This window comes from Burkholderia sp. AU27893 (assembly GCF_002223205.1).
Lineage (GTDB): Bacteria > Pseudomonadota > Gammaproteobacteria > Burkholderiales > Burkholderiaceae > Burkholderia.
This window is the reverse complement of sequence record NZ_NKFD01000004.1, coordinates 516595-529732: the sequence shown is the minus strand read 5'-3', so window position 1 is coordinate 529732 and position 13138 is coordinate 516595. Positions and strand designations below refer to the sequence as shown.

Below are 13138 nucleotides of genomic sequence, written 5' to 3'. Positions count from 1 at the left end.
CCATGACGATCGAACTCGACAACACCGGGTCGGTGCGTCCGTCGCGCCGCACGTTCCTGAAGGCCGCGGGCGCCGCGGCCGCCGTCAGCCTGACCATCGGCTTCGACTTCAGCGGCTTCGGCCGCCGCGCGCTCGCCGCGACCGCGCCCGCCGCCGGTTTCGCGCCGAATGCATTCCTGCGCATCACGCCCGACGGCACCGTCACGGTCATCGCGAAGCACGTCGAAATGGGCCAGGGCGCCTATACCGGCATCGCGACGATCGTCGCCGAAGAGCTCGACGCCGACTGGTCGCACGTGCGCGTCGAAAGCGCGCCCGCCGATGCGAAACGCTACGCGAACCTCGCGTTCGGCACGATGCAGGGCACGGGCGGCAGCTCGGCCATGTCGAACTCGTGGCAGCAACTGCGCGAAGCCGGCGGCAAGGCCCGCGCGATGCTGGTATCGGCCGCGGCGGCCCGCTGGAAGGTGCCGCCGAGCGAGCTGACGACCGCCAACGGCGTCGTCACGCATGCGAAGAGCGGCAAGACGGCCGCATACGGCACGCTCGTCGCCGACGCGTCGACGCTGCCGGTGCCGGACAAGGTCACGCTGAAGCAGCCGGCCGATTTCAAGCTGATCGGTCACGCCATTCCGCGCGTCGACGCGTCGGCGAAATCGAACGGCACCGCGCATTTCACGCTCGACACAACCGTCCCCGGCATGCGCGTCGCGCTGCTGCAGCGCCCGCCGCGCTTCGGCGCGAAGGTGAAGTCGTTCGACGCGACGGCGGCCAAGGCCGTGCCGGGCGTCGTGTCGGTCGTGCAGGTGCCGGGCGGGGTCGCCGTCGTCGGCACCGGCTTCTGGGCCGCGAAGCAGGGCCGCGACGCGCTGAAGATCGAATGGGACGAAACGAACGCCGAAAAGCGCGGCTCGGACGAGATCATGCGCGAATACCGGCAGCTCGCCGACAAGCCGGGCACGTCGGCGCGCAAGGACGGCGATGCCGACGCGGCGATCACGGGCGCCGCGCGCAAGATCAGCGCGACGTACGAATTCCCGTATCTCGCGCACGCGCCGATGGAGCCGCTCGACGCGGTCGTCAAGCTGACGGCGAACAGCTGCGAGATCTGGGCCGGCGACCAGTTCCAGACCGTCGACCAGGCCAACGCGGCCCGGACGGCCGGCCTGAAGCCCGAGCAGGTGCAGATCCACACGCTGTACGCGGGCGGCAGCTTCGGCCGGCGCGCGAACGCATGGTCGGACTACGTGGTCGAGGCCGTGTCGATCGCCAAGGCGCTCGGCGCGGACGGCAAGCCCGTCAAGCTGCAGTGGACGCGCGAGGACGACATCCAGGGCGGCTTCTACCGGCCGATGTACTTCCACAAGCTCGACGCGGGGCTGACCGCGGACGGCAAGCTGGTCGGCTGGCGCCACCGGATCGTCGGCCAGTCGATCCTAGCCGGCACGCCGTTCGCGGCGTTCATGGTGAAGAACGGGATCGACGCCACCTCGGTCGAGGGCGCGGCGAACCTGCCGTACGCGGTGCCGAACGTGTCGGTCGAGCTCACCACCACCCAGGTCGGCCTGCCCGTGCTGTGGTGGCGCGTGGTCGGCAGCTCGCACACGGCGTACGCGGTCGAGGCGTTCATCGACGAAGCCGCGCACACGGCCGGTAAAGATCCGTACGCGTTCCGCCGCGACCTGCTCGCGAAGGAGCCGCGCATGCGCGCGGTGCTGGACCTGGCCGCGCAGAAGGCCGGCTGGGATCCGGCCAAGCCGCTGCCGAAGGGCCGCGGGCGCGGGATCGCGGTCGCCGAGGCGTTTAAGAGCTATGTCGCGCAGGTGGCCGAGGTGTCGGTCGACGCGGACGGCAAGGTGAAGGTCGAGCGCGTGGTGTGCGCGGTCGATTGCGGGATCGCGATCAATCCCGACATCGTCGCCGCGCAGATGGAAGGCGGCATCGGCTTCGGGCTCGGCGCGGCGATGCACAGCGCGATCACGCTGAAGGACGGCCAGGTCGAGCAGCGCAACTTCGACGGCTACCACGTGCTGCGGATGGCCGAGATGCCGAAGGTCGAAGTGCATATCGTGCCGTCGGCCGAAGCGCCGACCGGGGTCGGCGAGCCGGGCGTCGCGCCGATCGGGCCGGCGGTCGCGAACGCGATCTTCGCGGCGACGGGCAAGCGGCATTACGTGCTGCCGTTCGATTCGGCGGATAGCGCGAAGGCTTGAGGATGGCCCGGAACGCCGGCCGCGGGCGGAGACGTCTCGCGGCCGGCGTTTTTTTATTCAGGAGGCTGGCAATGTAGGGTTCGATGTCGGCAAAAAACACCCGTAACACATTGATTCGCATGAACAATCCATCGACCCATGTAGGGCTCGATGTAGGGTTCGATATCGGGTTCGCCATTCGGCTGCAGCGACACTCCGCCGGCCCGCCCCCCGCCTCGCCCCGCACGTTACGTCGGACGTAACGCCCGTAACGTCGCCGGCCGATGCTACGTAACAATCCTTCAAAGTTATCCCGCCCCCGTTTCTCTCTGCCCCGCGCCTCCCGTTAAAATTTCTTTTAAATTCAAGGCTGCCGCGCCGCCTGCAGGGGCGCCGCCTCCGGTCGATCCCCGACGATCCGCTCCCTGGCCCGAAAGTTGCAGCACAGGACCCGCAAACACTCCTTTATGGACATGCGAGGGCCACCATGGATTGCAAATACCTGTACATCGACAACATAAAAATCAACTTCGTGCGCCGCACGATCGAAATCGACAACAAGATCATTGATGTGACGCCGCGTGAATTCGACGTCGTCGAATTCCTGCTCGACAACATGAACAAGATCGTGCCGCGGCAGGCAATCCAGGAAGCCGTGTGGGGTCGTGAGCTCGGCGTGTCGTCGCGCACGCTCGACACCCATATCTCGCGTATCCGTTCGAAGCTGCAGCTCGATCACGACAAGAACCTGCGGATCATCCCGATCTACGCGGTCGGCTATCGTCTCGTGCTGTTCGGTGCGGCGATGACGCACGTCGAGCGCCACGAAGCCGCGCCGATCCTGCGCGTGGCGCCGCCGGCCGTGATGGCCGCCGACTACGCCTGACGCTTTCCCCGCGCCGCTCGCACACGGCGCGCCGGTCACGCTCCCCCCAACGCGCTGCGGCGATCCGCAGCGCCTCGCGGCCCGCCCGTCGGGCGCGGCCTGCACGCCGCCCGGCCCGCCAGCCAGTCGCGACCCGACCGCCGCCTCCGGGCGGCGGTCGCTTTTGCGCGCCGGCAGCCGAACGTCCTCGCGCATCACGCTTCGTCGCGCCCGCTCCGTCCATCGCCGCCCATGCCGCCGTCCATGCCCGTGACGACGGATTCCGGCGTGACACTCGGCCTGCGTCGTCCCTACAATCGACGCAGCAGCCGCGCGCCCTTCGCGCCGCCGGCCCCGGAACGAACGGAATGACCATGAAAATGCGCGCGTCGCGAACCGTTGTCGCCTGCCTGTATGTGCTGGTTGCGCTCATGTGCGCCACGCCGCCACCCGTTGCGCATGCAGCCGACGATGGCGCGCTGCACGTCGCGTCGATGACGTCCGGCAATCCCGATGAAGACAGCGCGGGGCGCGACACGCCGCCCGCACGCCAGCGACGGATGGATGCCGCCGCGACCACCCCGCCCGAGCGCGCACGCCGGCAGGCGTCGCCCGCGGCGTCCGCCGATCCGCCTTCGTGCCATGCGCGGCCCGTGACGACGATGTGCCGCGGCCTGCACTCGAACGCCGCGAAGCAGCGCTGCATGCGCTGCCTCGACGAGTGACGACGCGCGGTGCACCGCTTTATGCGGCGCGCTGCGCTTCCAGCCAGGCCTGGAACATCAGCACCGTCCACAACTGGTGCTGCCAGTTCATCCGGCCGGTCACGTGCTGCCGCCACAGGCGCTCGACCGCGGCCGCATCGAAGAAGCCTTCCTCGCGCAACCGCGACGGCCGCAGCAGCGCCTCGGCCCAATCTCGCAGCGCGCCGCGCAACCAGTGGTCGACGGGCGCGCAGAAGCCCTGCTTCGGCCGGTCGATCAGCGCGGACGGCACGTACCGGTCGAGCAGCCGGCGCAGCAGCGCCTTCGATTGCCCTTCCGGCAAACGCACCGCCGCCGGCACGCGCCACGCGAATTCGACGACGTGATGATCGAGGAACGGCATGCGCGTTTCGAGGCTCACGGCCATCGCCGCGCGATCGACTTTCGCGAGGATGTCGGTCGGCAGGTACGTGAGCGTATCGATCGCCATCGCCTGCTCGGCGAAGCTCAGGTGCGCGGGCCACGCGGATGCGGTGTCGAGCGGCGTCGCCGGCTCCTGCCCCGACAGCGCGAGGCGCTCGGGATGATGCACCGACGACATCAGCAGCCGGTACAGCCCGATGCGGCTCTCGGCCGTCATCACGTGGCCGAGCTTGTGCAGGCGATCGCCGATGCGCGCGGCCGATTCGCGTGCCTCCACGCCGCCCCACGCACCCTGCGCGACGGCCGCGAGCTGGTCCGCATGATCCGGCCGCAACGCATGCAGCGCGGCGGCGATCCGGGCGCGCACGGCGCCGGGGACCCGATGCAGCTTGCGCCACAGGCGCGGCGTCAGGAAGTAGCGCGTATAGCCGCCGAACAGCTCGTCGCCGCCGTCGCCGGACAGGCTGACCTTCACGTGCCGGCGCGTCAGCTCGGACACGAGAAAGGTCGGGATCTGCGACGCATCGGAGAACGGCTCGTCGTAGATCGACGGCAGCTTCGGCACGACGCCGAGCGCGTGGTCGGCCGTGACGTAGAGCTCGGTATGACGCGTGCCGAGGTGACGCGCAACCGCCTTCGCATACCCGGCTTCGTCGTAGCCGGCTTCATGGAAGCCGATCGTGAACGTATCGACCGGCGTCGACGATTGCGCCTGCATCAGCGCGACGATCGTCGACGAATCGACGCCGCCCGACAGGAACGCACCAAGCGGCACGTCGGCCTCCATCTGCCGCGCGACGGCCTGGCGCAAGACCGCGTCGAGCTGGCCGACGGCCTCGTCGGCGCTGCCCTCGAACGGCTGCGCGCGACCGTCCTCGATCGCCTGATCGAGCGTCCAGTACGCACGCAGACGCGGCGTATCGCGCGCATGCTCGAACTGGATATACGTGCCGGGCGGCAACTTGCGGATGCCACGATAGATCGTATGCGGCGCGGGCACGCTCGACTGGCGCAGATACAGGCACAACGCGTCGCGATCGATCGCGCCGTCGAAGCCCGGATAGCCGCGCAGCGCCTTCAGCTCGGACGCGAACACGAGCGCGTCGCCGATCCGGCCATAGTAGAGCGGCTTCTCGCCGATCCGGTCGCGCGCGAGCGTCAGCACCCGCGATTCGCGATTCCACAGCGCGATCGCGAACATGCCGGTCGCGCGCCGCAACGTCGCCTCGACACCCCACGCGACGATCGCCGCGATCAGCACCTCGCTATCGGAGTGGCCACGCCACGCCGGTGCGCGCCCCGCGCGCTCGAGCTCCGCGCGCAGTTCGCGATGGTTGTAGATTTCGCCATTGAAGACGATGACGTAGCGGCCGCACGTGGATGCCATCGGCTGTCGGCCGTAGACCGACAGGTCGACGATCGCGAGCCGCCGGTGGCCGAGCGCGATGCCGGCTTCCGGATCGACCCAGATCCCCTGTCCGTCCGGCCCGCGATGCGCGAGGCTTGCCGTCATGCGCGCGAGCGTGCCGCGCGCTGTCTCCTCATCGAAGGCGACGCTATTCAGAAAGCCGTCGATTCCGCACATTGATTTGTCTGCCCCTGTTGACCAGTTCCGTCACGCATGGCGCAACCTCGCGGCCCGCCGTCCGGCGTGACGGTCGAGCCATATTACGAAGAAATAAATCAGCAATAATTCACTGGTGAATGCTGCAATCACTCGAAAAAAACGCTGTCAAGCAGCGTGCGTGCATCACGACGGTACGCGCGGCCGACGTGCCCCGCCGGGCAGGCCACGGACGGGCCGGCCCGGCGATCATCGGGTCACGCGGAAAAACGGGGAACGGACCGCGTCAGGACGGCAGCCGGCGCGCCGCCAGATACGCAAGCTGCGCGCGGTTCTGCACGTTGAAGAGTTTTTCGAGCGAGCGGATATGGTGACCGACCTTGTGCAGCGACGTGCGCAGCGCGCTCGCGATCTCCTGGTCGGACAGCCCGTGCACGAGACGGTCGAGCACCTGCTGTTGCTCGTCGCCGAGTGCGAAGCCGCGCATCCGTGCGATGCGTGCCTCGAGGAACGGCAACGCGACACGATGCACGGCGAGGCTCACCGACAGCGCACCGCCGATCACGCGATCGTCGATCCAGTCGGTGCCGTGCGTCTCCGACGTCACGTTCACCGCGACACGCAAATCGAGACGCGGCGCCGACAGCCCGAACAGCACGCCGCTGTTCATCGCGTGCGCGCGCAGATGGCCGGCGAGCGCCAGCATCTTGCGGTCGCCGCTGCCCTGCGCGGCCGCCTCGATCTCGTCGAGCCGCCACGCGACCGGAAAGCCGCTTTGCCGCACCTGCGCGAACCGCGGATCGCTCTCGTAGAGCATCCCTTCGATAAATGGCTGCATGAACGTCGCGGGCGCGAGGTCGCGCAGCAGATGCGCGCACAGGATGCGCCGCCCGATCATTTCGAAAGCGCCGTAACCGAGCGTACTGAAACCGATTTGCCGCAAGCGCGCATGGCATTGCGCGAAATCGACCGGAGTAAGGTCGGTTTTACCGGACTCAATTGGAGCGCCGGTAAAAACGTCGTGCCCGATTGCCTGATATTGATTCGAATAAGCCGCAGTCGTTGCGATATCGGCCTGCGAAAACCACTCGACGCGTGGTGCGCCGTCAGCATATGTCATGAGGAGCCCGCCCTTTCCCAATATGTGAACCTGCGCCCCGTCACGATCTGGTCTTTTCTTTTTGGATTGTCTGGTCTTCGTTATCGGCGTGCGAATAGGAATCTTCCGCCGCCATTAGTATTACGGCATATTACGCATACACAGGCATTTTTGTACAATGCCCCCGCGTTTCGTCAGGGATGACGATCGGCGCATATCACACGATGCTCGATCGCACCGCCACGAACGCCGTACACGATACGGCCGCCGCCAGGCGATGCGCGTCGATTCCGAGGGATGGCACATGTCCGATATTGCATTGCATGAAGAAGCGGTCGCCCCAACCTTTCCCCGCCCGACGCACGGGTTGAACGCGTGCCCGGACGTGCTGCGGGAGCGCCCCGTGCAGGTCGTCTGGTGCGACGACGTGAAGCGCGGCGAGCTCACGCAGCCGCACGCGCCGAAGCTCGGCGTCGCCGATACGCTCGCGCACGCGCAGAGCACGGCCGAACGCAGCCGCATCGTCGCAAGCCTGCTGCACCTGACGGGCTTCTCGACGTTCGCATATTTCGCGCTCGAATTCGCGCATGAGCGCGTCGAAAGTCTCTACCTGCACGAAGCCTTCACGCCGGCCACCTATCGCGGCGACTACGTGCGGCACAGCCATCACGACATCGACCCGCGCACGCTCGGCGCGCGCGTGTGCAACATGCCGATCGTGTGGGACCTGCAGCAGTTGCGCCGCGAACACCGCGAGCGCGACGCCGGCCCGCGCGCGACGCCGGCCGCGCTCGACGGCTTCCTGCAGACGATGCAGGACGACGGAATGTGCAGCGGCATCATGTATTCAATGGCCGTGCCCGGCACGCGGCTGCATGCGTTCATGAGCTTCACCGCACCACGCCGCACGCGCGAATGGATCACGCCGGCGACGATCGAGCAGGCGCTGTCGATCGGGCTGTCGGTGCACAAGTTCGCGTCGCCGCAGCTGATCTCGACGTCGCGCGAGCGCGCGGTGAACGGGCTCACGCCGTTCGAGCAGGAGTTGCTGCTCGGCATCGCCGAAGGCGCCTCCGACAAGGAGATCGGCCGGCGCCTCGACACCAGCGCACACAACGTCGACTATCACCTGCGCAAGCTGCGCAAGCGCTTCGGCGTCGCGAACCGCATCCAGCTCACGTACCTGACGTCGAAGCTCGAGCTGATCTGACGATCGCGCGGCGTGCGCGGCCTGTCGCAAACGGACGCGTAAACGCACATGCCGGCCTCGCGGGCCGGCATGTACGGGTTGCGGCGCGGTGCCGGGTCCGGCGCCGCTTCCTGGAAGACGACCTGCGTTACTTCAGCAGCGTCATCTGCACCACCTTGACGATCACCAGACCGACCGCGATCACGAGATAGCCGCGCAGCACGGCCATCCACACGCGCGTCGTCATCGTCATCTTCTGCGGCTCGAGCGTCTCGAGCGGCGGCATGCGCCACGTATCGCGCTGCGTACGGTCGACGCCCGGTTCGACGACACGCTTGTTGCGGCGGATCAGCACCGTCGCAAGATAGCCGACGATCGCGAGCACGCTGCCGCCCACCAGCACGTCGAGGATCGCTTCGCCGCTGATGTCCGGATACATCACCGATGCGGTCAGGATGATCGACAGCATCACGAGCACCCAGATCACCGCGCCGGTGAACACGTTGAGCTTCGTCGAGTTGATCCACGGGCCGAGCACCTGCTTGTCGTTGCAGAGCAGCAGCAGGAACACGGTGGCGCTCGGCAGCAGCACGCCCGCGAGCGTCTGCACGGCTTCCGTCAGCAGGCCCAGCGGGCTGCCCGGGATCAGCACCAGCGCAGCGGCGGCCGCGACGATGCCGAAGTAGACGAGATAGAAGCCCTTCGCGTCCGACACGTTGCGGTGCAGCGAGTGACGGATCTTGAACACGTCGCCGATCGCGTAGGCGGTCGACAGCGAAACGGCCGCCGCGCCGATGATGCACGCGTCGAGCAGCGCGACGGCGAACAGCGTCGCGCTCGTGCGGCCCGAATACTTCTCGAGGCCCGCGATGATGCCGCCGGCGTCGGTGAAGTTGCCGAATTCCGGATGGCCCGAGAACAGCTGGGCCGAGAACGCGATCATCGCCACTGCGCCAACCAGCACGAAGGCGATGCCGATCCACAGGTCCGCCTTTTCATACTTCATGAAGCGCGGGGTGATGCGCTTGTCGATCACGTAGCTCTGCTGGAAGAACAGCTGCCAGGGGGCGACGGTCGTACCGACGATGCCGATCACGAGCAGCATCACGTCCGACAGCTTCGAATGCGCGGGCCAGTTCGGGATGAAGAAATCGCGCGTGATCTGCCCGACCGGCGGATGGATCGCCACGAGCACCGGCACGAGCAGCAGGCTCAGCAGGCACAGCCCGATCGCGAACCGCTCGAAGCGCCTGAAGTCGCCCGTACTCACCGCGGCCATGGTCAATGCCGCGGCCACGCACACGCCGGCCACCTTCGGCAGCCCGAAGAAATCCAGCACGAACGTGATGCCGATGAACTCGGTGACGATGGTGAGCGCATTGAGCAGGAACAGGTCGATCACGCTGAACGCGCCCCAGAACTTGCCGAAGCGCTCGAAGATCAGGCGGGCGTGGCCGACGCCTGTGACCGCGCCGAGGCGCAGCACCATTTCCTGGTTCACGTACAGCACGGGCACGAGCAGCAGCAGCGTCCACAGCAGCGTCGTGCCGTAGTTCTGGCCGGCCTGCGTATAGGTACCGAATGCGCCGGCGTCGTTGTCGCCGACCATCACGATGAGGCCCGGGCCGATGATCGCGAGCAGCGTGCGCAGACGCGCCCACCACGTGCCGCGTGCACCGGTGTCGTGACGTGCGATCGTGCCGAGTGCGCCGCGGATATCGCCCAGGTGGGCTTCGTCGAGCACGGCGCTGCGTTCGGCGACGATCGGTGGAGAAACGTTGGATGGCGTGGACATGATTTATTCCGTACGGCTAAGGGTTATCTGAAGAGCGTGTGACCTTGGAATACGCGCGGGGCGGCCGCGCGATGGCGGCCGTGCGTGCGCATGCCGAGGCGCGCTCGGTACTTCCTGCTTCAGTGGATCAACGATTTCAGCTGGTTCAACAGGCGGGCGAACACCCGCGGACGGGCGTCGAGCGTCAGCATCGCTTCGTAGTGGTTGCGCGATTCGGTGACGTGCGGGAGATTCGACAGCAGAAGGCCGAAGTTCATGATCTGGCTCCGTGCGGCGACGGCAGGCTGCCGGCCGCGTGTGGGGCGCGGGGCCAGTCCGGGGCCTGAACGACGTGTCAGGCTAGTCGGCCGGATTGTCCCTGCGACCCGGGTTCAAAAGGGTCTGTGCGTGCAACGGGCATAAGGGACAACTGTCACTGTCGTTCATGGCGGCTCCTGTGCGGTGTTCCGGAGAACACGGTTGACCGCCGTCAGGCGGGCGGGCCGGCATTCGCGATGCCTGAAAAGGCGTGCGCGAACGCGGCCGCCTGCCGGGCGGCGGTGAAACCGGCGGGCGCATGCGAAAACGCATCACGCTAACCGGCGCGAATCAGGGTGCACGTAGGGGGTTACTGCGGAATACTGCTGCGCGCACCGTTTGCCTGGGAGACAAACGGCGGCTTCGATGAGGCGCGGACGTCGGTCGCTCAGGCGGAAATTTCGTTCGAAGATCGACTACTGCAGGCGTCCAAGGCGGCGGCCCCAAGAGTGAAGATGGCGGATTCTATGGACGCCCCGAAAGTGAAGTCAACCCCTCGAAACCCCATTTCTCGAAATAAATTTCGCGCGTCGCGGCACTGAAAGAATTGCCCTTGAAAACACGTGGCGCAACCTTTCAGGGCATGCGGTGCAGCCGGGAGGCGATGCGTATGAACAACGCGGCGGCGCGTCCGGTCGCGCGCCTTCGTTGCCGATCCGTTGCCGATTCGTTGCCGATTCGTTGCCCGCCCCGTGCCGGAACGGGCCGCCGAAGTGCCCGCGCAACGTGCGCCATTTTTTATGCGTTTTTTACTTGCGCTGCAGCAAACGACGCGAATACAATCCGCCGCAATTCATCAAGGGAGTCCCTCCGTGGACACATGCTCTAGTTGCAGTTCGATGCCGGTCCAGGCCGGCCAAGCCATCGCGAGATAGCAGCCAGACGCATGTCTTTCGCCGCTAACTCGCATTCGTCGGGTTAGCGCGCTTCCTCCCGAGCCGGTCATCGCCGGTTCGTCCGTTGCACGCTCCGTTACGTTCCACCCTCCGATCGCAGGCCGCGTCATGCGCCCGCGCTCGACCACGTCGTCCGGCCCGAGCCGGACACGACGGAGGCAGCGTCATGTTTTTTCAATCGTTCGCGGTCAGACTCAAGCGCATCGTGCATGTCGCATGCGACCGCTCATTCGTCTCCGGCCTGTCGCCGCTCGCCCACGCGTTCAGCAACTGGCGCGGCACGGCGCTCGCCCACGTGCCGGCGGCGCCCCGCCCGCTCGACTGCCTGCTGGTCGCCGTGATGGCCGCCGCGGTCGCCCTCGTCGCGCTGCTGTGCTCGGCCGCGCCGCGCCTCGGCTTCGCGCAGGTGGGCCGCATCGGCGGCTGGCTGCCGTAAGCCCCGCCGGCGTGCGGCAGCGCCACGCGCCAGGTGCCGCCGCGCGACCGTCTCGTCTCGCCACGCTTCCCGCAACACGTTTTCGTTTCTTCAGCCTAACTAATCAAACCGCCAACGGAACCCACATGAAGAACTACCTCGAACCCGTCCCGCGCAAGCTCCGCGTCAATGCGCTCGCCACGCTGCTGCTGTCGCTCGCCGCCACGTCCGCGTTCGCGCAAGCGTCGTCACCGGCCGCGGCCGAACCGGCGGCCGGCGCCAGCGACGCCGCCGCGCCCGCACAACAGGCCGCCGATGCTGCCGCGCCCGCCCCCACCGGCTTCTGGGAGCGCTCGAACCTGCTCGGCAACATGGGCGGCCTGCGCGACGTGCTCGGCGATCACGGCATCACGCTGAGCCTGCAGGAAACCAGCGAGTACCTGTACAACACGTCGGGCGGCACGCATCGCGGCGGCGCGTACCAGGGGCTCACGCAATTCGGTTTCAACGTCGACACGGGCAAGGCGGTCGGCCTGCCAGGCGGCACGTTCAACGTGTCGGCGCTGCAGATTCACGGCACCAACCTCACGCAGCGCTATCTGCAGACGCTGCAGACCGCGACCGGCATCGAGGCGAATTCGACCACGCGCCTGTGGGAACTCTGGTACCAGCAGTCGCTGCTCGACGGCAAGGTCGACGTGAAGGTCGGCCAGCAGAGCGTCGACCAGGAATTCATGGTGAGCCAGAACGCGGCGACGTTCATGAACGCCACGTTCGGCTGGCCCGTGCTGCCGTCGACCGACCTGCCGGCCGGCGGCCCCGCGTATCCGCTGTCGTCGCTCGGCGTGCGGCTGCGCGTGAAGCCGTCCGATGCGTGGACCGCGATGGTCGGCGTGTTCGACGGCAACCCGGCCGGCCGCAGCGACGGCGATGCGCAGGTGCTGAACGCGCACGGCACCAACTTCAACCTGCGCAGCGGCGCATTCGTGATCGGCGAAGTGCAGTACGCGCTGAACGCGCCGCCCGCCGATCCGAAGGCGCCGCAACCGGCCGGCCTGCCGGGCACGTACAAGCTCGGCTTCTGGTATCAGTCGCAGCATGCGAACGACCCGCGCTACGGCACCGATGGCCTGTCGCTCGCGGATCCCGCCAGCAACGGCATTGCCGCGACCCATCGCGGCAACTACTCGTTCTACGCGGTCGCGGACCAGATGGTATGGCGGCCGTCGGCCGACAGCCCGCGCTCGGTCAACGTGTTCGCGCGCGTGATGGGTGCGCCGGGCGACCGCAATACCGTCGATTTCGCGGCGAACGCAGGCGTGACGCTGAAGGCGCCGTTCAAGGGACGCGACAACGACGTCGCGGGCATCGCGGTCGGCTACGCGAAGATCGGCTCGCATGCGCGCGGCCTCGACGGCGACACCGGCGTCTACACGACGCCCGGCTATCCGGTGCGCCGCGCGGAGACGGTCGTCGAAGCGACGTACCAGTACCAGGTCACGCCGTGGTGGCAGCTGCAGGCCGACCTGCAGCACTTCTTCCGTCCGGGCGGCGGCATCCCGAACCCGAACGCGGCCGGCGCGCGCATCGGCGACGAAACGGTCGTAGGCGTGCGCACGACGATCACGTTCTAACGCGGGCCTGAAGCAAACACGGGCCGGACGGCCGCTTGCGCGACAGTCCGGCCCGTGCGTTCTCT

Annotated in this window: 9 protein-coding genes and 1 pseudogene; 6 read left to right on the top strand and 4 right to left on the bottom strand. The window is 67.4% G+C overall.

Annotated features, from left to right (window positions below; all coding sequences use genetic code 11):
• The first annotated feature begins 2 nt into the window (after positions 1–2).
• From CFB47_RS22265 to CFB47_RS22255, 3 genes and pseudogenes are all read left to right on the top strand, one after another.
• Positions 3–2213, top strand: coding sequence for a xanthine dehydrogenase family protein molybdopterin-binding subunit (locus CFB47_RS22265; RefSeq protein WP_089462295.1), 2211 nt, complete (start codon positions 3–5; stop codon positions 2211–2213).
• A gap of 466 nt (positions 2214–2679) precedes the next feature.
• A complete protein-coding gene (locus CFB47_RS22260; protein WP_089458603.1) occupies positions 2680–3078 on the top strand; it encodes a winged helix-turn-helix domain-containing protein in 399 nt (132 codons plus the stop codon).
• 512 nt (positions 3079–3590) lie between these two features.
• Positions 3591–3782 (top strand): annotated as a pseudogene (locus CFB47_RS22255) (lytic transglycosylase); the annotation flags it as partial.
• A gap of 19 nt (positions 3783–3801) precedes the next feature.
• Here CFB47_RS22255 and asnB read toward each other — a convergent pair.
• Together asnB and CFB47_RS22245 are read right to left on the bottom strand one after the other, a co-directional pair.
• A complete protein-coding gene (gene asnB, locus CFB47_RS22250) occupies positions 3802–5769 on the bottom strand; it encodes an asparagine synthase (glutamine-hydrolyzing) (RefSeq protein WP_089462294.1) in 1968 nt (655 codons plus the stop codon).
• Positions 5770–6034: 265 nt separating this feature from the next.
• Positions 6035–6868: an autoinducer binding domain-containing protein gene (locus CFB47_RS22245; protein WP_089462293.1), complete on the bottom strand. Its 834-nt coding sequence runs from the start codon at positions 6866–6868 to the stop codon at positions 6035–6037.
• A 283-nt stretch (positions 6869–7151) separates the two neighbouring features.
• On the opposite strand from CFB47_RS22245, the gene CFB47_RS22240 reads away from it, so the two are divergent.
• On the top strand, positions 7152–8057 hold the full coding sequence (locus CFB47_RS22240) for a LuxR family transcriptional regulator (RefSeq protein ID WP_089458606.1): 906 nt from the start codon (positions 7152–7154) through the stop codon (positions 8055–8057).
• A gap of 127 nt (positions 8058–8184) precedes the next feature.
• Here the strand turns inward: CFB47_RS22240 and CFB47_RS22235 are convergent, their stop codons facing one another.
• Positions 8185–9831, bottom strand: coding sequence for an NRAMP family divalent metal transporter (locus CFB47_RS22235; protein ID WP_089462292.1), 1647 nt, complete (start codon positions 9829–9831; stop codon positions 8185–8187).
• A 119-nt stretch (positions 9832–9950) separates the two neighbouring features.
• Positions 9951–10088, bottom strand: a complete 138-nt coding sequence (locus tag CFB47_RS41260) for a hypothetical protein (protein WP_179243746.1) — start codon at positions 10086–10088, stop codon at positions 9951–9953.
• A 1102-nt stretch (positions 10089–11190) separates the two neighbouring features.
• Between CFB47_RS41260 and CFB47_RS22230 the strand changes: the two genes are divergently transcribed.
• Positions 11191–11460 (top strand): hypothetical protein, encoded by a 270-nt coding sequence (locus CFB47_RS22230; protein WP_089432988.1) that lies wholly within the window; start codon positions 11191–11193, stop codon positions 11458–11460.
• Positions 11461–11585: 125 nt separating this feature from the next.
• Positions 11586–13073, top strand: coding sequence for a carbohydrate porin (locus CFB47_RS22225; protein WP_089441968.1), 1488 nt, complete (start codon positions 11586–11588; stop codon positions 13071–13073).
• The last annotated feature ends 65 nt before the right edge of the window (positions 13074–13138 follow it).